The organism is Clostridium aromativorans (assembly GCF_020908015.1).
Taxonomy (GTDB): domain Bacteria; phylum Bacillota; class Clostridia; order Clostridiales; family Clostridiaceae; genus Clostridium_B; species Clostridium_B aromativorans.
In genome coordinates this window covers 1-22800 of the sequence record NZ_JAJJPB010000038.1, presented here as the reverse complement: position 1 = coordinate 22800, position 22800 = coordinate 1, and the positions used below count along the sequence as shown (strand labels likewise).

Annotated in this window: 20 protein-coding genes and 2 other annotated features; of the genes, 16 read left to right on the top strand and 4 right to left on the bottom strand. The window is 34.8% G+C overall.

Features of this window, described 5'->3' with window-relative positions:
* Window positions 1–290: 290 nt before the first annotated feature.
* The 5 genes from LN736_RS17370 (at window position 291) to LN736_RS17350 (ending at window position 6611) form a co-directional block, all read left to right on the top strand.
* Window positions 291–2309, top strand: a complete 2019-nt coding sequence (locus tag LN736_RS17370; protein WP_179977526.1) for a penicillin-binding transpeptidase domain-containing protein — start codon at window positions 291–293, stop codon at window positions 2307–2309.
* A 64-nt stretch (window positions 2310–2373) separates the two neighbouring features.
* A complete protein-coding gene (locus LN736_RS17365; protein WP_229982080.1) occupies window positions 2374–2532 on the top strand; it encodes a hypothetical protein in 159 nt (52 codons plus the stop codon).
* A 139-nt stretch (window positions 2533–2671) separates the two neighbouring features.
* Entirely contained in the window at window positions 2672–3433 is a 762-nt protein-coding gene (locus tag LN736_RS17360) for an IclR family transcriptional regulator (RefSeq protein WP_150357738.1), read from the top strand.
* 137 nt (window positions 3434–3570) lie between these two features.
* Entirely contained in the window at window positions 3571–4887 is a 1317-nt protein-coding gene (locus LN736_RS17355) for a ClC family H(+)/Cl(-) exchange transporter (RefSeq protein ID WP_179977524.1), read from the top strand.
* A gap of 89 nt (window positions 4888–4976) precedes the next feature.
* Entirely contained in the window at window positions 4977–6611 is a 1635-nt protein-coding gene (locus tag LN736_RS17350; protein ID WP_179977523.1) for a M20/M25/M40 family metallo-hydrolase, read from the top strand.
* A 138-nt stretch (window positions 6612–6749) separates the two neighbouring features.
* Here the strand turns inward: LN736_RS17350 and LN736_RS17345 are convergent, their stop codons facing one another.
* Window positions 6750–7742: a 3D domain-containing protein gene (locus LN736_RS17345; protein WP_150357732.1), complete on the bottom strand. Its 993-nt coding sequence runs from the start codon at window positions 7740–7742 to the stop codon at window positions 6750–6752.
* A gap of 389 nt (window positions 7743–8131) precedes the next feature.
* Here LN736_RS17345 and LN736_RS17340 point away from each other — a divergent pair, with 389 nt between their 5' ends.
* The 4 genes from LN736_RS17340 (at window position 8132) to LN736_RS17325 (ending at window position 12748) form a co-directional block, all read left to right on the top strand.
* Window positions 8132–9004 carry a DegV family protein gene (locus LN736_RS17340; protein WP_179977522.1) on the top strand — a complete coding sequence of 291 codons (873 nt, stop codon included), beginning with the start codon at window positions 8132–8134 and terminating at the stop codon, window positions 9002–9004.
* 201 nt (window positions 9005–9205) lie between these two features.
* Window positions 9206–9417 (top strand) — a binding site (T-box leader).
* Between the two features lie 130 nt (window positions 9418–9547).
* Window positions 9548–10345, top strand: a complete 798-nt coding sequence (locus tag LN736_RS17335) for an electron transfer flavoprotein subunit beta/FixA family protein (protein WP_179977521.1) — start codon at window positions 9548–9550, stop codon at window positions 10343–10345.
* Window positions 10346–10349: 4 nt separating this feature from the next.
* Complete coding sequence (locus LN736_RS17330) at window positions 10350–11336, top strand: electron transfer flavoprotein subunit alpha/FixB family protein (protein WP_179977520.1); 987 nt, start codon at window positions 10350–10352, stop codon at window positions 11334–11336.
* A 26-nt stretch (window positions 11337–11362) separates the two neighbouring features.
* Window positions 11363–12748 carry an FAD-binding oxidoreductase gene (locus LN736_RS17325; protein ID WP_179977519.1) on the top strand — a complete coding sequence of 462 codons (1386 nt, stop codon included), beginning with the start codon at window positions 11363–11365 and terminating at the stop codon, window positions 12746–12748.
* A 103-nt stretch (window positions 12749–12851) separates the two neighbouring features.
* On the opposite strand, the gene LN736_RS17320 is transcribed toward LN736_RS17325, so the two are convergent.
* The gene (locus LN736_RS17320; RefSeq protein ID WP_150357722.1) at window positions 12852–14273 is read right to left on the bottom strand and encodes a sodium:solute symporter family protein; all 1422 of its coding nucleotides are present in this window, start codon (window positions 14271–14273) and stop codon (window positions 12852–12854) included.
* 208 nt (window positions 14274–14481) lie between these two features.
* Window positions 14482–14700, bottom strand: a binding site (T-box leader).
* A gap of 350 nt (window positions 14701–15050) precedes the next feature.
* Here LN736_RS17320 and LN736_RS17315 point away from each other — a divergent pair.
* From LN736_RS17315 to LN736_RS17300, 4 genes are all read left to right on the top strand, one after another.
* Window positions 15051–16433, top strand: coding sequence for an FAD-binding oxidoreductase (locus LN736_RS17315; RefSeq protein ID WP_150357720.1), 1383 nt, complete (start codon window positions 15051–15053; stop codon window positions 16431–16433).
* Window positions 16434–16645: 212 nt separating this feature from the next.
* Complete coding sequence (locus LN736_RS17310) at window positions 16646–17137, top strand: prolyl-tRNA synthetase associated domain-containing protein (protein WP_179978295.1); 492 nt, start codon at window positions 16646–16648, stop codon at window positions 17135–17137.
* Window positions 17138–17154: 17 nt separating this feature from the next.
* Entirely contained in the window at window positions 17155–18018 is an 864-nt protein-coding gene (locus LN736_RS17305) for a DMT family transporter (RefSeq protein ID WP_179977518.1), read from the top strand.
* A gap of 62 nt (window positions 18019–18080) precedes the next feature.
* On the top strand, window positions 18081–19400 hold the full coding sequence (locus LN736_RS17300; protein WP_150357714.1) for a replication-associated recombination protein A: 1320 nt from the start codon (window positions 18081–18083) through the stop codon (window positions 19398–19400).
* Between the two features lie 74 nt (window positions 19401–19474).
* Here LN736_RS17300 and LN736_RS17295 read toward each other — a convergent pair whose 3' ends face one another.
* On the bottom strand, window positions 19475–20119 hold the full coding sequence (locus tag LN736_RS17295; RefSeq protein WP_150357712.1) for a superoxide dismutase: 645 nt from the start codon (window positions 20117–20119) through the stop codon (window positions 19475–19477).
* A gap of 109 nt (window positions 20120–20228) precedes the next feature.
* Here LN736_RS17295 and LN736_RS17290 point away from each other — a divergent pair, with 109 nt between their 5' ends.
* The 3 genes from LN736_RS17290 to LN736_RS17280 all read left to right on the top strand — a co-directional run bounded on the left by LN736_RS17290 (window position 20229) and on the right by LN736_RS17280 (window position 21942).
* Complete coding sequence (locus LN736_RS17290; RefSeq protein ID WP_229982079.1) at window positions 20229–20684, top strand: flavodoxin family protein; 456 nt, start codon at window positions 20229–20231, stop codon at window positions 20682–20684.
* Between the two features lie 234 nt (window positions 20685–20918).
* Complete coding sequence (locus LN736_RS17285; protein ID WP_150357708.1) at window positions 20919–21422, top strand: DUF4489 domain-containing protein; 504 nt, start codon at window positions 20919–20921, stop codon at window positions 21420–21422.
* A 199-nt stretch (window positions 21423–21621) separates the two neighbouring features.
* A complete protein-coding gene (locus LN736_RS17280; protein WP_150357706.1) occupies window positions 21622–21942 on the top strand; it encodes a putative heavy metal-binding protein in 321 nt (106 codons plus the stop codon).
* A 120-nt stretch (window positions 21943–22062) separates the two neighbouring features.
* Here the strand turns inward: LN736_RS17280 and LN736_RS17275 are convergent, their stop codons facing one another.
* On the bottom strand, window positions 22063–22539 hold the full coding sequence (locus tag LN736_RS17275; protein WP_150357704.1) for a redoxin domain-containing protein: 477 nt from the start codon (window positions 22537–22539) through the stop codon (window positions 22063–22065).
* Window positions 22540–22800: the final 261 nt, after the last annotated feature.

The following is a 22800-nucleotide window of genomic DNA, read 5'->3' as shown; positions in this document are numbered from 1 at the left end:
ACACTGAGGTTGGTTCGACCTTTAGAGCTTAGGTAAACTTGTTCCATTAGGAATATTGACTAAGAAGCCATCCACTTCTATAAGTGGTGGTAGTTCACTTGCTATAAACTCATCAGAGATTAAAAACCTGTATGGATAGAAATGAATTTATATAATTTGGCATAGAGGATACTAATAGAACGGGAAGGAAAATAGCTCTGAGAATTTCCCATATTTTCATTGAGAAAATAAAACGGATGTATTATGATAATAAAAGATTACAAATTTATATATGGTAATGAGGTTGATGTATGAGACGTAAATTTTTACTGGCAATTTGCATGCTTTTGTTCTTAATTGTTGCAGGAGGCTGCAGCAAAAACAAGGCTGTAGAGAAAAGCAGCAATGATTATATAAAGGCATGGGTGCAGAAAGATTATAAATTAATGTACCGTCAGATAAGTAGTGACAGCAAATTGGAAATATCAGAAAAGAATTTTATAAACAGGTATGATAATATTTACAGCGGTATGGAATTAAAAAAAATAAGCGTTAAAATTGACACTGATAAGGATATAGAATATAAGGATGGAAAAGCCCAGGTTCCTGTAAAGGTTGATATGGATACTCCAGCTGGTGAAATAAAATTTTCAAATACTATAAATTTAGAAAAAGAAAATAAAGAGTGGAAAATTGCATGGGATTCCAAGGCCATATTTCCCAAACTGGACAAAAATGATAAAGTTAGAGTGGAAGTTAAAAGAGGGAAAAGAGGAACCATTTATGATAGAAATGGAAATGCCTTAGCTGAAGATGGAAATGCAGCTCAGGTTGGAATTATACCTGGTGAATTTAATAAAAATCCTGAAAATATTAAGGCACAGATTGCAGCCCTTTTGAATACTTCAGAAGAGGACATAGATAAGAAGCTCTCTGAATCCTATGTAAAAAAGGATATGTTTATTCCCATAAAAATTATGCCAGAGGACGATGACAGGCTAAATTTTCTGGAACAGGGCTTAGGAGTAAGTGTAAGAGATGTTGAGGAACGGATATATCCCCTTAAGGATGCAGCGGCTCATCTTACAGGATACGTGAGAAAGGTTACAGCCCAAGATTTAAAATCTGACAAGAATTACAGTGCTGATGATGTAATAGGACAATACGGACTGGAGAAGATATACGATAATGTTTTAAGAGCTAGAGATGGTTATGATATATATATTGTAGATGGAAATGGGAAAAGAAAAAGCACCATTATAAAGAAAAATGTTGAGAATGGCAGTAATATAAGAGTCACTATAGATTCAAAGATTCAAACTTTACTCTACGATGAATTAAAGCAAGATGCAGGTACAGGGGTAAGCATGAATCCAAAAACTGGTGAGGTTCTCTCATTGGTAAGTACACCTTCATTTGATCCCAATGATTTTGTAATGGGTATGTCAAATGATAAATGGAAAAGCTTGAATGAAGATAAAAAAAGGGTTTTTTATAATCGCTTTCAGGGCATTCAGGTTCCGGGTTCTATCTTCAAGCCTATTACAGCTGCAATAGGTCTGAAGACGGGAAAGCTGAATCCAGAGGAATCCAAGAATGTTTCAGGCCTCAAATGGCGAAAAGACAGCAGCTGGGGAGGATACTACATTACAAGAGTGGAAGATTATGGGCAGCCGAGTGATCTCTTAAATGCACTTGTGCATTCGGATAATATATATTTTGCACAAGCTGCACTTGATATAGGAAAAGAAAATATGGAAAATCAATTGAAGAATTTTGGTATTGGAGAAACTATGCCTTTTGAGTATAAACTTTCAAAGTCACAAATTTCAGCTGATAACAAGATAACAAGTGAGATTCAATTGGCTGACAGCGGCTATGGCCAGGGACAGATATTGTTGAATCCGGTACACCTTATGGCTATATATGATTCACTTGTCAATGGCGGAAATATAGTTAAACCATATTTGCTGTATAAAGATCACCCCAAAGTTGAAATATGGAAGAAAAGTGTATATTCCAAAGAAATAGCAAATACCATTTTAAGGGATTTAGTGCAGGTAGTTCAAAATCCACATGGAACCGGGCACGGGGCATATATTCCGGGTATGAACTTAGCAGGAAAAACAGGTACTGCCGAAATAAAGGCATCTCAGCAAGATGGAACGGGGACGGAGTTGGGTTGGTTTGCAGCGGTTAATGTAAATAATCCAAATCTTCTTGTGGTGGCAATGGTAGAGAATGCCAAGGATAAAGGGGGAAGTCATTATGTAGTGCCCATGGTGAAAAATGTTTTTCAAAAATATAGTATCTTATGCGAAGAAAAATAAGATAAAAATTACAGTTCAGGGAGCACTTACAGGGATTGGATTACAGCAGGGGCAGTGCCTAAGGATGGAATTATACTTATTTAGACATGTTACTCCGGAATGCTTCAACCTTTTTAAAATTACAAAGATAGGAACAGTGGGAGATTGCCTTGAAGTTCTGCCTAAATTGATAAAATCATTGGAGAAAATGAAAAAATCTAATGTTAAAATTGGCACAGACTAGCAAAAACAACAGCTTGACACAAATAGACATGAATGATATATTGATAATTGAAAAATTAGGATGAAATACTAATTATATAAATTGTATATTAGTTAGCAGCAGAGTAATTAATACTAAAATTTTTAAGAGGGGAATTAATATGGCAGATGGAAATTCAAGTACCAGGTCAATAGAGAGAGCCTTTGACATATTGGAATGTTTTATTTTTGATGGTATAGAATTATCATTGATGGAAATTTCAAATAAAATTAATTTGTCTCCTAGTACAGTTCACAGACTTATCGGTACCCTTCAAAAAAGAGGATACTTACGGAGAAATCCAATAAACAAAAAATATTATCTGGGCAGTTTGATTGTCCAGTTGGGAAATATAAGTATAAATATCTTGAAGAAGGAATTTACGCAAGTTGCATTTCCATATATGGTAAAACTGAGAGATAAATTCAATGAAAGTGTTACTATGTATGTGAGAAATAACAATAAGCGTGTTTGTGTACAGAGAGTGGAATCAAGACAGAGCCTAAGGCTGGTTATGAATATTGGAAGCATATTGCCTCTGGAAAAAGGAGCACCTGGTAAGGTATTGCTAGCTGCGTTACCAGACGAGAAAATAAAAGCTTTATTGGGAAATTATGATGAAGCTTTGAGTAAGTCTTTAGAGGAAGTGCGCAAAAATAAATATGCTGTAAGTAGAGGAGAAAGGGAAAAAGGATTGGGGGCTATAGCTGTACCTGTTTTTTTTGTGGATGGTAAAGTTATCGCTGCACTTTCCATGACTGGCCCTATAAATAGACTTTTAAATAAGGATGTTGAACAAAAAGTTAAGGCTGTAATTGAATGTGCTTCGGAAATATCAGCCGCATTGGGTTATATGGATTTAACAAGATCAAATAATTCTTAAATATGGTAAAAGTATAGTATATTTAAATGTCAGAGTTAAGAGGTTAGATGTCAAATTGTGGTGGGTTTTCGGTTAATACCGAAAATCTTTATTATTATTTGGTGTTTGTACTGTAAGATCTTATATGGGAGATGTAAATGATAAATAATATTGTAAATACAATGAGGATTTGGTATGATTTTAAAATAAAAATAATTTTAGGAAGCATAGTAGTAGGTATTTTAACAGGATTTGTAGCATCGTGTTACAGGTATCTTTTGGAGGAATCACTTATCTTTGCACATTTTATTTATGGTATGCAGCTTGAAAAGCTCTGGTTTATTCCAATATGGACTGTTGTCCTCGCAACTTCAGGTTATATAGTTGGATGTATAGTTAAGAGTGATTCTATGGTGGCCGGCAGCGGTATACCCCAAGTAGAAGGTATTTTGATGGGAAAGTTGAGCATGAATTGGTACAAGGTGATATTAAAAAAATTTATAGCAGGTGTTATGGCAATTGCAGCAGGATTATCTTTAGGAAGAGAGGGACCTTCCATACAAATAGGCGCAGCAGTGGGACAAGGTGTTGACAGACTATTTAAAGGAACTGATCTGGAGAAAAAATTGTTAATGACAAGCGGTGCCAGTGCAGGACTTGCAGCTGCTTTTAATGCACCTTTAGCTGGATGCATTTTTGCACTCGAGGAAATTCATAAAAATTTTTCACCTAAAATTTTAATTCCGGCTTTTTCAGCATCTATTATTTCAGATATTATAGCTAAGCAGTTCTTTGGGATGTCGCCTGTATTTAATTTCAAATATGTTAAAGTGGTGACTCTTGGAGATTATGGTTATATAGTAATGCTTGGAATGATTTTAGCTTTATGTGGAGTGGCATTTAATAAATCACTTTTAAAATCCCAGGATATTTATAACAGTATAAAATTTCTCAATGTAAAAAATAAGCCTGTAATAGCTTTTTTGGTAGCTGGTGTTATGGGACTTGTTTTGCCGCAGGTGCTGGGAGGAGGCCATGATTTAGTTTCTGATCTTACAATCTCAAATATGACTGTCCAGATGCTGGTTGTAATACTAGTAGGAAAATTTTTATTTACAATGTCTTCCTATGGTTCAGGTACTCCAGGGGGAATATTTTTACCTCTTCTAGTTATTGGGGCACTTGTAGGAAGTATTTATGGAAATATTATTCATGTACTATTTGGATTTGATCTACAGTATATAAACGATTTGATAATACTTGGAATGGCTGGATATTTTTCATCAGTTGTAAAGTCTCCAATTACGGGTGTTGTGCTTATTATAGAGATGACTGGAGCATTTACTAGCCTTTTGCCAATTTCCGTGGTGTGCGTAACTGCCTATGTATTTTCAGATATGTTGAATTCTAAACCTGTATATGAACTTCTTTTAAGCAGAATATTAAATACTCATAAGAAAGCTATGCATAATTAATTTCTACATTGATGCTGGAATCATATTTTATAGTCATAGAATTATGTTCACATTTAAAAATGTAGTGAATATGAAAAGGAGAATGAAAAATGGATTTTCAGAAGAACGTCTATAATACTATGAAAGAATTAGTAGCTATACCAAGTATATCTGGAACAAATCAAGAGAGCATTATGGCGGATAAAATATATAAAAAAATTGTGGAAATTCCTTATTTTAAAGAAAATAGTCATAATGTAGGAATAGAGGATATCGCAGGTGATCCTTTGGGCAGAAGCTTTGTATGGGCGTTGGTAAATGGAAAAGAACGTGATCAAAGTACATTTATACTATCGGGACATTTGGATGTAGTTGGAATAGAAGAATTTGGGCATTTAAAATCTGTAGCCTTTGACGTGGAAAAATGTACTAAAAAAATTTCAGAAATGGAATTGGATAAAAACACTAGAAGAGATGTTGAATCAGGTAACTGGATATTTGGAAGAGGGACGGCAGACATGAAGTTCGGAATAGCACTTAACATGGAGCTCATAAGAGAATTCAGTATAAATAGAAATTTTAAAGGAAATGTGATGATTCTCATAGTGCCCGGGGAGGAAAGCAATTCTGAGGGAATGGTTGCAGCAGTTCCTTTTCTGCTAAAGTTAGCTGAAAAAAAGAAGTATAATTACTGTGGTATGATAATATCTGAGCCAAGTATACCTGAAAAGGGAGAAATTGAAAGTAAGAGATTGTACATAGGCAGTGTAGGTAAGATCATGCCTCTGTTTTTTTGTGTGGGAAAAGAAACCCATGTAGGTGAATCATTAAACGGTTTGAATCCAAATTTGATAGTTTCGGAAATTAACAGACTGTTAGAATGTAGTGAGAAATTTTCAGATAGTGCCTATGGCACTGTTACTCCGCCGCCTATGTGCTTAAAACAGATGGATTTAAAGGAACTCTATTCGGTTCAGAGCCCTCTTTATGCTGCAGCATATTATAATGTATTGACTCTTAAAATAAAATACGAAGAGCTTATTGAAAAATTGAAAAGTTTAGCTAATACGGCTTTTTTGAATGTATTGGATAACATCTCGCAAAAAAGAAATGGATTTGAGAAAAAATCGCATCAAAATTTGGACCTTGAGCATTTTCAGCCTTGTGTCATGACCTATAGAGACATTCTTTCACAAGTTGAAAATAAATATGATGATTTTAGCAGTTATATAAGTCAAAAAATTGATGTGTGGAAGAAGGAGAAAAAGGACAATCAAACAATAGCTGTAAATATAGTGAGGGAAGCATATGAGTTATATGAAGAAAAAAAGCCTATGATAATAATTTCCTTTATTCCACCATATTATCCACATAAATATCTGACAAATAAAGATGGCATCAGCAGTAAGTTCATGGATGTTATCGACGGGGCCATTGAGTATGCGAGAGAAGAGTTTCAGGAGAATATAGTAAAAACTGATTTTTTTATGGGTATATCAGATGCAAGTTATACAGGTATCTGTGAAAGTGATTCTTCTGTAGACAGTCTTATTTCCAATATAGTGGGATATGATATAATTTATAAACTTCCTGTAGATGAATTGAAAAAAATTAATATTCCGGTAATAGTTTTTGGAGGGGAGGGAAAAGATCTGCATAAATATACGGAGAGGTTGAATTTACCCTATTCTTTTAATGTAATTCCGGAACTTTATAAGTACATTATACTTAACATGTTAAAATGATTATGCTGAAAATGGAAGTGAGAAGATCCATGTAAATAGTAATACAGAATATTATGAATAAAGTAGGCGATAAATATCTATAAAAAAACTGCATGCTTTTTATAAAAGGCATGCAGTTTTTGAAATTCAGCAATGTGGTTAATTAAGCACATATACATTTACAGATCTTCTTCCCCAACTTTGGGCTTCAGCTTGGGAGGGTACGAACAAATCTATTCTATTTCCCCTAATAGCTCCACCGATGTCTGCTGCAATAGCATACCCATATCCCTCTACATAAACTCTGGAGCCAAGAGGTATAACTCTAGGATCTACAGCAATAGTGCTGTAACCGCCGGCATCTCTTCTAGTAGGTCTTCCAGAAGCTGTATAACCGTTGTCACAGTAAGCAGTTGCCTGCATGGAGAAGACTCTAGAATAAGAATAGGATCCTCCACGGGACAAGGTTTGATTTCCGCCATTAGTACCAGCCATGGCAGTATAATAAGAAGTTTGTGCATTTTGAGAATTTTGTTCAGCCAATAGTGTTTGTTCTCTTTCAGTTGCTTTAGAAAGCAGCTGCTTTTGCTGGCTTATGTCATTACTTAATTTAGATAAGATAACCTCATTGTTTGCTCTTAAAGACTGCAACCTGTTGTTTTCAGTATTTAAAGTTTTCTTTTCCATTTCTATAGCTAGTTCATTCTTTTTTAGTTTAGCAATAATACCATTATCAAACTTTATAACTCTTGTAATAGTATCAATTCTAGATAAAAAGTCACTTAAATCTTTGGAAGACAATATGATCTCTAGATATCCATTGGTGCCATTTATGTACATGGCTCGTACTCTTTTTTTGAAGAGATCATTTTGTAATTGGGAATTATTTTTGGCAATTTTCAATTTAACCTGTGTGTTTTTGATATTATTGGCGATTCTATTCATATCTTTTTTATTTTCATCAATTTTTTGTATTACGCCATTGATTTGATTATTTAAATCTCCCACCTTTGCTTCCAATTGCCTTTTGTTATATTGAGCTTGTTTTAATTCGTCTGACGTATTTGCTGTAGAAGATATAGCAAAAACGTTTCCGCACGTCATTACGGTTAATACAAGACTCATAATAACAGATAAGGTTTTTTTATTCAATTTATTTTCCCCCTTAAAATGGTTATTAAGCCTTGAAATTTAATTCAAAACTTACTAATAGTTTTTATTATATCATTAATGTATGTAGGAACTCAAGTTTTTAAGACCAATTCAATGATAATATTGGTAAAAGATCCATTTTAGTATAAAATAAATAAGATTACACAGTTAAAAATTTTTGTAAGAGACTTTTGTAAATCTCAGCATAAAATGATAAAATGTTTATATGACTTAGGTTAAAAAACAGTAATTTTTTACGTAGAGATATACTTATGCTCAGAATGAGCATTCTAATGTATTTGCATTTTAGAAAATATAACCGAAGATTTTGGGTTATAGGTTACCTTTAATAAACCTAAATTTGTCATAATAAGGAGTAAAGCTACTAAATGAATATAGCTGTTGTAACTGATAGTAATAGTGGAATATCTGAACGTGAAGCAAAAGAATGGGGCATTTATATTCTTCCCATGCCTATCATTATTGAGGATGATATTTATTTTGAAGGAAAAAATATTACTAAGGAATTATTTTATAATAGCCTTATATCAGGAAAAAATGTTTCAACATCACAGCCATCTCCAGGAAATGTTGTAAATTTATGGGAATCTATTTTAAACGATGGATATGATGAGATTGTATATATACCTATGTCCAGCGGATTAAGCAGTTCTTGTCATACTGCTTTGAGTTTGGCATTGGAATATAAAGGACGTGTGGAGGTAGTAGATAATCATAGAATATCTGTTACACAAAAGCACTCGGTTATGGAAGCTGTAAGCCTATCCAGAAACAATTACTCGGCCTTTGATATAAAAAGAATCTTAGAGAAAAATGCTTATGAATCCAGTATATATATTGCAGTGGATACATTGGAGTATTTGAAAAAGGGAGGACGAGTAACTCCTGCAGGTGCAGCTGTGGGTTCCGTTTTAAATATAAAGCCTGTTTTAACTATTCAAGGAGGCAAATTAGATGCCTTTTCAGTAACCAGAGGAATGAATAAATGTAAAAAGAAAATGATAGAGGCAATAAAAGATGATATTAATCTTCGTTTTGGGGATCCAAGTACTTTAAGAATAAAAATAGGGGCTGCTGGAAGTTTCTTAGATGATGAGATGGCAGTAAAATGGAAAAATGAAGTATCTGCTGCTTTTGATAATATACAGGTTACTTATGATCCCTTAGCATTTAGTATAGGATGTCATGTCGGCCCTAATGCAATTGGAATTGGAGTGAGTAAAGTAGTGTGCAATATATGATTATTTGGTAATTGTTAAAACTTAACTTACTGGATAGTTGGAATTTAGACAAGCAAATATAATAGTCACAGAAAAGGTAAAACCTGATAATGAGAAACGGCAAAATACTCACTTTTTATGTTTTTGAACTGAATTTTTATTGCAGCATTTATTGACATTGGTAAAAATGTATAGTAAACTATAACTCAACAAATAAAAAACACAAAAGCTTTGATAGGACAAAGTAAATATGAAGATATTTGAAGAGAACGGGAATTAGGTGGGAACCTGTAAATACACATATTGAAACTCATCCAGGAGCTGCAGGCTGAATGTAGATATAGTTAGTAAGCTGAGCCGGTTTTTGTATAAATCGTTACATCAATTGAGCATAAAATTGGGTGGTACCGCGGTAGCTCTTTTTCGCCCCAGCGAAAAAGAGCTACTTTTTTATTTTTAAATTAATAAAATTTGCAAACAGCATGTTAATGGAACAGTTTACATGCATATATAATGTACTGGTTGCAGCACTGTTAAAATTATAAGAGAAATGGAGGCTGTTGTATGAATATTGTAGTTTTGGTTAAACAAGTACCGGATATGGAGAAAGTAAAATTTGACAGTGAAAGGGGAGTGGTGGATCGTAAATCTGCTGGTACAGAAATTAATCCTTTTGATTTGAATGCTCTGGAAGCGGCAGTACAGATAGGTGAAAAGATTGATTCAACTATAACAGCTGTAAGTATGGGGCCGCCAAGTGCAAAGGATGCATTGAAGGAGTGTATTGCAAGAGGAGCTACGAGGGGAGTGCTTGTAAGTGATATAAAATTTGGAGGCTCAGATACTAGGGCTACATCTACTATATTGTCCAGTACAATTGAGAAGATAGGTGCATATGATCTTATAATTGCCGGTGAAAAGACAGTAGACGGCGATACGGGGCAAGTTGGACCTGAAATAGCGGAATTTTTAAATATTCCTCATGGGAGCTATATAAGCAAAATCCAGGAGATAAGTGAAAGTGAAATCAAGGTTTGCTCTGAAATATGGGAGGGAACTTATTTAAAAAGTATAAAACTACCCGCGCTTATTACGGTGACAAAAGATATAAACGTACCGAGACTTCCATCTTTTAAGAACAAGATGAAGGCCAGAAAGGCTGAAATAGAAGTTATGACCTTTAAGGATTTAGAGGAAAATCTGGGTGCAGACAAAGTGGGACTTAAGGGTTCTCCTACGAAGGTTAAAAAAATTGAGGTTCCCCAAACGGCAAAAAGGGAAGGGAAAATATACAGGGAAAATATTCCTCAAGCAGTAGAGAAGCTTGTTGACATATTTGAAGAAAAAAAGGTGGTGGATTGATAATATGGAGAAAGAGTATAAAGGTATATTGGTATTTGCAGAGCAGAAGAAAGGCAATATCCACAAGGTAAGTTATGAGCTTCTCGGAAAGGCCGGGGAGCTTGCAGATAAATTGAATGTTCCGGTATACAGTGTGCTTTTGGGGCCTAGTGGTATAAAAGCAGGAGAACTGATATACAGGGGTGCCGATAAAGTTTTTTATGTAGAAGATGATGTATTTGATGAGCCTGAAGAGCTTGTTTATAAAATAAATCTGGAACAGATTATATCTAAAATCAAACCTGAAATTTTCCTTATAGGAGCCACCAGCCTTGGAAGATCTCTGGCACCAAGGCTGGCAGCAGCGTTGAATACAGGTCTTACAGCGGATTGTACAGGCCTTGAAATAGACGAAGATGGAAAATTAATTCAAATAAGACCTGCATTTAGTGAAAACATATTGGCCCACATAAAGACAGATACTTATCCCCAGATGTCTACAGTAAGGTACAAGGAATTTGATGAAGCACAAAGAGATGAGCAAAATAAAGGGGAAATTATCAAAGTAGCTGCAGTAAAACCGCAAAACCAACTGGTAGAAGTCATAAGTGAATTGAAGCAGCAAGAAGTAAATATTTCAGATGCCAGCGTAATAGTAGCAGCAGGCAAGGGACTGAAGAAAGCTGAAGATTTCCAGATGATTAAAGAATTGGCAGATTTGCTTGGAGGATTAGTTGGTGCAAGCAGAAGTGTTGTAGATGATGGGTTTATTTCAAAAGATTTTCAGGTAGGATACAGCGGAAACAGAGTAAAACCTAAAATATATATAGCCTGTGGAATTTCAGGAGCACCGCAGCATCTGGCGGGTATGAAGGAATCGGAGTTTATAGTGGCAATCAATACGGATCCATCTGCTCCTATATTCAACGTAGCGGATTATGGAATAGTAGAAGATATGTATAAAATAATACCTGAATTGATTGATGAAATAAAAAATAAGCATACAGTTTGACAATTCATAAAAAGGGGGCAATAACATTGAAAGATGAAATAATTGAAAGTTTAGTGCAAATTGTAGGAGAGGACTGGGTGTTGGATGACTTGTCTAAGATGCAGGGTTATCTATATGATGAAACTGAACCGCTGTTGAGGCCGGAGGCATCAGAAGATTCTGTGGTAGTTAAACCCGGTTCGCCGGAAGAAATATCTGAAATATTAAAATATGCCAACAAGAACCTGATTCCTGTTACTACAAGAGGAGGAGGTACAGGAGTTGTAGGTGGAGCCATACCGATAAAGCCGGGAATAGTTCTGTCTCTTGAAAGGCTCAATAAGGTTGTTGAGCTGGATGAAAAGAATCTGATGATAACTGTTGAAGCAGGGGTAACTTTGGCAGATCTGTTGGAGGTGCTGGGAAGTGAAAGCAAATTGTTCTTCCCTATACACCCAGGAGATGAGGGGGCACAAATAGGTGGGATGGTTGCCACAAATGCCGGTGGGACGAAAGCCGTAAAGCATGGAATCATGAGAAATCACGTGAAAGCACTGGAAGTAGTCCTTCCAACAGGTGAAATAGTTAACCTTGGAGGAAAGCTTATAAAAAACAATATGGGCTATGATCTGCTCCACATGATGATTGGAAGTGAGGGAACGCTGGGAATCATTACAAAGGCCACTTTGAAACTCTATGCCAAAAACAAGTATACGGGCACTCTTGTAGTTTCCTTTAATACGAGAAGGGAAGCCTGCGATTCAGTTCCTAAAATACTGCAGGATGGCATTACTCCGCTGGCGGTGGAATATATGGATAGGATTGTGGCGGAAAAAGCTGCACAGCAGCTTGGCAGCAAATGGCCTGCAGACAATGGGGGTTCTGTGGATCTGATATTCATGTTGGATGAGCCTACAGAAGATGGATTGTACTCCAATAGTGAAAAGATTGTAGAGATATGTGAAAAATACAATTCGGTGGATAGTATTATAGCTGAGACTGCAAAGGAGCAGAGAAATATTCTTGAAATAAGGAGCAATGCCTATGGGCCTTATAAGGATAATATATCGGATGCACTTGATATAGCAGTGCCTCCATCAACGGTTCCCGAGTTCTTTGATGATATAGCAGCTCTTGCTGAAAAATATAACAACAATATCGTGTCTTTAGGACATATTGCCGATGGAAATATTCATAATTTTATCATGGGTGAAAATGGCAAATTGCCTTCTTACTACGAGGAATTAAAAGAAAAGATGTATAAAACTGCCTTAAAGTATGGAGGTACCGTAACTGCAGAGCATGGTACTGGAAAGACGAGAAAGAAGCATATGCCCCTTCAGTTTACTGAAAGGGAAATTGAAATTATGAAAAATATAAAAAATGCATTTGATCCAAATGGAATTCTTAACCCAGGAACTATAATGGATTGATATCTTTGAACAAGTAATTATTGGATTTATGTAAGCCTAATCTCTGTGATAAAATAAAGCTGCAGATAAATAGATTTTACTGCAGCTTTTATTTCAGTTTAAATTACATGATATTTCCGACCGATTCAGATTTAGTATTTACATATATAGTCCTTTTGTCCAATATGGATATTAACAGAAAAGCGCAGAGGCAAGTCAGCCATTCCATAAATATTACATGTGGAAAAATTCTAAAAGAAGGTATAGCTTCCCATAATAATAACACTATAATACCTGTTAAAGTAGTATAAAAAGCGGAACTCTTTCTACATAGACTTGGCATGAATATGGTAAATAAAAATACTATGGTAAAGGCTGTACAGAGACTTAAACCTATCGATATAGTTTTTAATATGCCTGACATGGACAAAGCTAATATAAATGTCAATATACCTATTAAAACTACAAATGTCTTGTTCATTACTATGAGCTTTTCACTTTTTATTCTTGGATTTATAAAGGATTTGTATATATCCTGGGTAAACAACGTAGATGCCCCCAAAAGTAAATTACAAGCAGTAGATACATCTGCGGCCCAGAGAGCTGCCAAAGTCAAACCTGCAGCTATGGGATTTAGAGACAGTATCATTTTAGGTAGAGCCAGAGTTGCACTCACATTGGGAAAAGAAGTTTTAGCTGCTATGCCTATTAAAGCACATAAAAATCCTATTGGAATCATGAGAAGCCCTGCTATTATAAATCCTCTTTTTGCGGTTTTTGAATCCCTGGCGGCAAAAGCTAATTGTACAGGCCCTTGCATGGACATAACCTGTGTGATCATAATGAGAAACCAGCTTAAAATTATCCATATGCCAGTACCCTCTACAGGACTGAAATAGTGTATATTTTGAGGAAGCTGTAATTTTATATTTTCAAATCCTCCTCTGGAAGCTACTGCCAGCAGGGTGCATAGTATAATTCCCGTATATTTTATGGGAACATTAAACATATTACATAATCCTGCAGACCACATTCCTCCTATGAAGGTTATTCCTATAAATACACAGGCGCTAACTACCATACCTGTTTTCAATGTGAATACTTCAGGAAGCAGTGAAGATAAAATGGATCCTCCTGCAATGTATTGAAGGGATACAATTACTACGAGAATAATTATCTGACATATAACACAGACAATTCTTCCCTTTTCATCATAGAATTTTCCAAATAATTCAGGGACAGTGGCTACATTGAACTCTCTGTATTTTCCCGCTGTTAGGAATCCCATCAAAATGGCTCCAGTACCCCAGGCCACGTTATACCAGCCTGCAGATAGACCTATGTCATAAGCTTGTTCTGCAACACCTATGGTAGAGGCTCCACCTATGGCAAGACCTATTAGTGAACAGGTTACAAGGGGAGTAGTTAGCTGTCTTCCTGCAAGAGTATAACTTTCTCCCCCTTTTAGAGCCTTTTTTCTAGCAAAAAAACTTATTATAAACAGCATTGATATATATAGAATTATGATTATCAGCGATATATTCATTTTATGACCCCCTCTTAATATAAATTCAAATATCGAATTCTAAAGTTTTGTAGTTTAATTAAATTGTGCATTGTCAGCTGTTCATTTATAATTGAACAATAAAAAAACGCCCCTGGCCAAGGGACGAAGCAGTCGTGGTACCACCCTAGTTAAGCAATAAAGTGAATTTCTGAAATTTTCAAGGTGGTAATAAAAAAAGCACCTGCGATTAAGGGACGAAGCTTAATCGTGGTACCACCCTATTTCAGAAACAAATTATTGTTTATCTCTTACTCTTAACGCAAGTTAAACGGCTCAGCCTACTAGTTATTAGAAATTTCAGCCTGCGGTTCAAGAATGTATTTCATAAATTATATCAAACAGTTTACACCAACCACTGCTTCTCTTTATGATACTATTTATTACTTTTTTCTATCTTCACCTGTATATAAAATCTATTATAAAATGAAATTGTCATAAATTCAAAATTTAAATATGCCTGATAACCTTATTGCAATAAAATATATGTGAATATCTACGGATATTTTAAAAATACGCCATGGGTCAAATACGAAATTTCTGAATGTTTATAATATTTATTGACATTGCCAAAAATTTGTAGTAAACTAACTTTTAGCGAATATATGTAAAATATTGATAGTGTATATTTTATATGTATAACGTTTACATAAATTTGCGATTTAAAACCTATATAAATTGTACAAGCATTGAAGTATATGGGAATTTTTAAGGAATATAATTTAATTGAATGATTCATTAAAATAGGGGGCAATAGAGTTGAAAAACAAAGTGATTGAAAATTTAAGGCAAATTGTAGGAGAAGACTGGGTTGTAGATGAACTATCTAAAATGCAAAGTTATCTTTATGATGAGACAGAACCTTTATTGAGACCAGAGGCGTCAAAAGATTGTGTAGTAGTTAAACCTGGTTCGCCGGGAGAAATATCTCAAATATTAAAATATGCCAATGAGGTTTTGATGCCTGTGGCTGTCAGAGGTGGAGCTACAGGAGTGTGTGCTGGAACTATACCTATAAAACCGAGTATTGTTTTATCACTTGAAAGGCTCAACAGTATTGTTGAACTAGATGAAAAGAATTTAATGATAACTGTTGAATCAGGAGTTACTTTAGGTAGTCTGCTGGAATTCTTAAGTAAAAACAGTAAATTGTTTTTCCCTATACATCCAGGGGATGAAGGGGCACAAATAGGAGGAATGGTTGCTGCAAATGCTGGAGGTTCAAAGGCTGTGAGACATGGAATCATGAGAAATCACGTAAAGGCACTGGAAGTTGTTCTTCCGACAGGTGAAATAGTTACACTTGGTGGTAAGCTCATAAAAAATAATGCGGGTTATGATTTGCTTCATATGGTGATTGGCAGTGAAGGAACTCTTGGAATCATTACGAAGGCGACTTTGAAACTCTACCCTGTAAATAAGTATTCTGGTACACTTCTGGTTTCATTTAATAACAGGAGAGAAGCCTGTGATGCAGTACCGGAAATACTTCAGGAAGGTATTTTACCGCTGGCGGTAGAGTATATGGATAGGGCAGCTGCTGTAAAGACTGCAAAAAAGCTTGGTACTACCTGGCCTGCTGCCGAAGGTTCCATAGATTTGATGTTTGTGCTGGATGAACACACCGAAGATGAACTGTATTCAAACAGTGAAAAGATTGTTGATATATGTAAAAAACACAATGCAGTTAACAGCATTATAGCAGAAACTGCAAAGGAACAGAGGAATATCCTGGAGATAAGAAGTGCTGCCTATGATTCTTATAAGGAAGTATTGGCAGATGTACTTGATACAGCTGTTCCTCCTTCAAGTGTACCGGATTTCTTTGATGACATAGCTGCATTGGCTAAAAAATATAATAATGACATAGTATCTCTGGGGCATATTGCCGATGGAAATATTCATAATTTCATCATGGGTGAAAATGGCAAGATACCTTCCTATTATGAAGAGTTAATGGTGGAAATATATAAGACGGCAATAAAGTACGGCGGTACAATAACAGCAGAACATGGGACCGGAAAAACAAAAAAGAAACATTTAGGCATTCAGTTTAGTGAACGGGAGATTCAAATCATGGAGGGAATAAAGAAGACGTTTGATCCAAATGGAATTCTTAGTCCCGGAAATATAGTTGATTGATTTTGTCAATGCTTATGAAAACTGCAGTTAGATTTTGTCACTGCAGTTTTTTATAAATATTATTTTTAATCCACAAAAAATGTGAATACATTTTGAACAACAGGTTTCTTATGATATTATAATAAGTAATATTAAAATATATCTTATATGATAAAAGAAGGGAAGGTGAGAAAGTCTATTATATTTATCAATATAATTAGGCGTTTATAATGATTAGTGAAGGTGAGCAAAAAGTATATGATACTTTAAATGAAATAGGTATCGAATATGAGAAGTATACCCATAAGCCAGTTTATACTGTAGAAGATGTGAATAGTTTGGATATACATATTCCAGGTGATCATACCAAAAATCTTTTTCTCAGGAATAGAAAGGGAAATGTTCATTATCTTGTAGTTTTGGAAGATTCAAAACAGGCAGATTTAAAAAAATTATCCAAACAGATAGGAAGTACTCCACTGTCTTTTGCTTCAGAGAAAAGACTGGGAAAGTATTTAGGGTTGAAACCCGGATCTGTAAGCCCTTTTGGACTGATTAATGATGATGACAAATGCGTGAGAGCAATAATTGATAATGATATATTCAAAGCGGAAAGAGTGGGGTTTCATCCAAATGTAAATACAGCAACACTGGTTATTTCAACTAGAGATTTCCAAAAATTCTTGAAATGGACTAAAAATAGGATATCTTATATGAAAATTTAAATACAAGGAGATGCTGCATGAGAAAAGGATACCTATATGCTGTATTATCAGCTGTATTATTTGGAAGCTGTGGTATTATAGTAAAAATTACTTTTTCAGAGGGCATGGATTCCATAAGTATATTGGCTTTACAATACATGGTAGCTATTCCGGTTATGTTTTTTACCATATCAGTTGTAGATAAAAATATTTTAAAAATAAATAGACAGGAACTTTATCATACAGCTGTTTTGGGAATACTAGGTGATACGCTCATGACAGTTTTTTACTATAAGGCATTTAACTATCTAGACGTTTCTATGGTTACCATATTACTTTATACTTATCCTATAATGGTTTTTTTTTACTCTTCTCTAGTTGAAAAAAATAGTTTTGGTTCTAAAAAGATTTTTGCTGTTGTCATGGCATTTATAGGATGTTTTTTAACTTTGGGATTAGTAAATAAATTGGCTTCATTTTCTGTGAAAGGCTGTGTATTTGGGATTTTGTCCGCAGTATTTTATGCTTTTATGAATATATATTCGGAGAAAAAAATGAAAAGCTTAAATTCACTTACTGTGAATTTTTATTCGATTGTTTTTTCGTTTTTGTCACTGATAGTTTTTATTTCTCCAGCAGCTCTATTTCAAAGGGAGTTTAGCATTAAACTCGTCATATGTATTATAATTTTAGCTGTGTTTTGTGGGATAATACCGCTGACTCTATTGTATGCTGCAATAAAAGATATAGGAGCTTTAAAGGTTTCAATAATAGGAAATCTGGAAATACCTACTGCCATGCTGCTTTCCTTTTTTGTATTGGGAGAATCAGTGACTCTGCTTCAGGTTTTTGGGGCAGCTGTGGTTATCTATGCTGTGTACTATATTAGGAAAGTGGATTGAATTTAAGGTATAATGTATGTGTGAGGCTATTTATATTAAAATTAAAAATGCAGGTGTTTAATATGGATTATGTACAGAATTCAATGTTTGATAAAAATGTATCTTCTCCCCTGGCTGAGAGGATAAGGCCCAGAAGTTTGGAAGAATATATTGGACAGCAGCATATACTTGGGAAGGGAAAAATACTCAGGAATCTAATATATACAGACAATATAAGTTCAATGATATTCTGGGGACCTCCTGGAGTTGGGAAGACCACTCTGGCCAGGATAATTGCTTCTATTACCAAAGCCAGATTTATAAATTTCAGTGCTGCCACTTCAGGTATAAAGGAAATAAAGGAAGTAATGACAACTGCTGAAAAAAATCGAAGAATGGGTATCAGGACAATTCTCTTTGTAGATGAAATTCACAGATTTAATAAGGCACAGCAAGATGCTTTTCTTCCCCATGTGGAAAAGGGAAATATCATACTCATAGGAGCCACTACGGAAAATCCTTCTTTTGAAATAAATTCTGCACTACTCTCAAGGTGCAGGGTTTTTGTACTTCATCCTCTTGATACAGGAGATATTGTCAGCCTGTTGAAGAGGGCAATAGAAGATAAAAGAGGTTTTGGTTATTTAAAAGTAAATATCACAGATGATATGCTTAAAACCATAGCCATATACGCAAATGGAGACGCGAGGTGTGCCCTGAATGTACTGGAAATTGTCATAATGAGTTGTATTGACAATGTGGGTACCTCCAATGTAACTAAAGAAGCTGTTGAGCAGTGTATAAACAAAAAAACACTGCTATACGACAAAAATGGAGAAGAACACTACAATCTTATTTCAGCACTACACAAATCCATGAGAAATAGTGATGTGGATGCGGCCATCTACTGGCTGGCTAGAATTCTAGAATCGGGGGAAGATCCGCTTTATGTTGCAAGGAGAATAATACGTTTTTCCTCGGAGGATATAGGAATGGCGGATCCAAGGGCCATGGAAGTGGCAGTTTCCGCATATAATGCAGTTCATTTCATAGGAATGCCTGAATGCAGTGTAAATCTTACGGAAGCCGTGGTTTATATGTCATCTGCTCCAAAGTCAAATTCTCTCTACAGGGCATACAACAGTGCCAAAAAAGATGCACTTGATACTATTTCCCAGGGTGTTCCGCTGCATCTCAGAAATGCTCCTACTAAGCTGATGCATGATTTGGGATATGGAAAAGGTTATAAATATGCCCATGATTTTAAGGAAAAAACGACAGACATGCAGTGTCTGCCGGATAATTTAAAGAATAGACAGTATTATTTTCCATCTGATGAGGGTTTCGAAGAGAAAGTAAAACAAAAATTGTTAAGTATAAGGAAAATAAAGAACAGATATTAAATTTGCCATAGAATTATTATATGAAACTGAATTTCTAAGACTGCGGGGTAAGTACTTTTTAGTTATAGAATTTTTTAAAAATATCTAAAGGGACAATGTCTGAAGGGTTGTATATTCATAGACTGCATTGAAGAAATATATTTTTTAAATCTGTTGTTTAGAACTCTCCAGTTTATATTTTGAATAAATGTAGAAATATATTTTTTCCTGTCTGTTCCAAAATCCATGAAATAGGCATGTTCATAAACATCCATCACAAGTATTGGGCATGATAACCACACTGCTCCGTTGTCATGAGAATCGCTTCCTATTATATGAAGCTTATTATCGAGAGAATCAATTGATAATACCACCCAGCCCCTAATGGATAGCCCTACGTTTGTAAAATAGGATATAAAAGTATTATAAGAAGAAAATTGATTTTTTATGACATCGAAGATGGGACCTTGGGGGGTGTTGCTTCCTCCAGTCATGTTTTCAAAATAGAGATTGTGAAGTTTTACACCATCCAGGGCATATGTTTCACCGCGCTTAAGACTTCGCATTGCTGAATAGGTTGAATTGCTGTCTTCATAGTTGGCAGCTATATAGGTAGTATTCCAGATTTTATTCAGCGTGTTTACATAACCTAGATATAATTTATAATGTTCGTCTAACTGCTTTGTCGTAATGCCTTTAACTGATTTAAAATCGAAAGTTTCAGGTTTTATATTGCTCATGAAATCACCTCTACATAATATACTAATACATAATATGTAATGAATCCTAAAAGTGTTAGGATATTACAAATTATCAATTAATTTTTAATTAAGAAAGGATTGACATGTAGTGAACAGCTTGATAATCTATAAATCTACGGAACATAAGAATACAGAAAAAATTGCTCTTGGAATTAACGGTATTCTAAAAGGAAAATTAGTGAAGGCAGAGGAAGTAAATACAGATCAATTCAACATGTATGATTTGATAGGGTTTGGTTCCGGAATATTTTATGGCAAGTTTCATAAAAGCATATTAAATTTGGTGGAACATTTTGAAAAAGTTGAAAATAAAAAGGCATTTGTTTTTTCCACCAGTGGACAGGGTAAAGAAAACTATAACGATTCACTCAAGAGTATACTTGAAAGCAAGGGTTTTGATGTGATCGGAAGTTTTGCCTGCAAGGGTTTTGATACTTTCGGACCATTCAAAATTTTTGGAGGTATAGCTAAGGGAAGGCCCAATGAAAATGATATGAAAGCAGCAGAGGATTTTGCAGTTAAATTATTGAAGAAAAATTCATAAAAAAATGAACTGCGGATATAAAATTTAAGGATAAAAAGCTGATGGTTCTACATTGGCTTTTTTATTTTTTAAATTTTCAAGATGATTTGTAATCGATATTGAAAATGGAGAAATAATCCTAACTACCAGCACCTTTTTTTCACCACATCATATATTATAGTAGAAGCCAATGACAAAATTGTCAATTACATTTATAAATACTTTTGCTTTATTTTAAAAAGGAGGATTTTGTTTATGAATTATATGTCTAGATCTTATAAAGACAACTGTGATCCATGTAATAATATAAAAAAAGAAACGAATTGTACAACTATTGTAAAATGCAGTTGCCCTAATTCAACTACGTTACCTGCTGCTACGGTTTTGGGTACTACTTTTACCCTTACGTCCTTAACATTAAATACCAAGGGATTGAAAGATCCATGTGTTAAGCTTGAATTTTCCAGTAATCTTGTTGCAGCTGTTGCCTTTACTGGAACTGTAAGTTTCCAAGTATTTAAACAGTGTGGAAATCAAGTTAACCCCATTCCTGTAGGACCGGCATCAACTTTTGACTTGGTGGCATTAGTTGCCAGCGAGACATTCTCATTTTTCGTTTGTGACTGTGATTGCAACTGTTTTGATGACTGCTGTAACTATACTGTAGTTGCAACTGTTACTAGTGCAGTTACCGTTGGCACACTTGCTATCAACAATGCGACACTGGGAGCAATAGCTACATGTGGAAGTTCATGTTAACGACATGATTATATCAAAACTCAAGGTAAGTAACCTTGAGTTTTTTTGTGGCTATCATTGGTGCATTGGAATAATAAAAGAGAATATACATGGATTTCTTGGGGAAAATATGTTATGATCCTGATACACAGCTCTATTGAGAATTAATCTAAAAATAATCAAAATAAATACCTGATTTTAAAATAAGGAGATGAAAAAAATGATTGTTACGACTACAAACATCATAGAAGGAAAGAAAATCCTGGAATACAGGGGAATTATTTTTGGTGAAGTGATTTCCGGTGTTGATTTTGTCAAAGATATTGCTGCAGGGCTTACCAATTTTTTTGGAGGACGTTCAAAATCTTATGAAGGAGAGCTCATACAGGCAAGGGAAGAAGCGTTGAAGGAATTGGAGGATAGGGCATCTGCAGCTGGAGCCAATGCAGTCATTGGTGTGGATATTGACTATGAGGTGCTGGGACAAGGTGGAAATATGATTATGGTAACTGCATCAGGGACGGCAGTTTTAGTTGAGTAACACTGATAGTTATGTTTTTGAATTCAATAATTGTTTGATGGAGAAAAAATCTAATGCTTACGTAAATCACCTGTATGTCTGTGAAGATTTCACCGTAAGCATTAATTCTGTTGCAAATAACTATTTTACAGCCAGCTGCATATTGGATAATATCTCAAAAATTTCATTTATATCAGGTAATTGATTTGGTGGATATACTTTAACCCATGTTACAATGCCATTTTGATCTATTAGTACATTTGCTCTTTGGGATGTACCGTCTTTTTCAACAAACAGCCCATAATCCTGAGTGACTTTACCATGGGGCCAGAAATCGGCAAGAATGCTTAGATGTTCAAGTACAAGTGCAGCTGCCCATACTTTTTTTGACGGCTGTGCATCGACACTTATGCCAAAGGGTATCGTGTTTAACTTTTGAAAACTATCCCAGCTGTTTTCAAGTGATCTCATCTGATCTGTACATATAGGTGTCCAAGCAAGAGGATGCCAGGAAAGCAGTATATTTTTACCTCTATAATTTGATAAATTTATAAGTTGATGGTGATTGTCTTCTAATGAAAAGTTTGGTGCAGCATCTCCTATAGCAATTAGCTTCATGATTATCTCCTCCTTATTATTCAGATATAGTATTCCGCATTCAGATGTATATATTCTAAAACAATTTATTCAGTTTATTGTCAATATTTTTGGCTTGTTTTATGATTTTTGAAAGAGCGTGATTTAACAAAAAGGGCGTAATTCTCCTATCTTCTATAAGTTGGAGATGAATAGTCCTTGTTATTTTAGGTTCGATGCCTAAAATAATAACTACTTGACGAATTATTATATATGATGTATTCTAAAATCAGTGGTAAATAT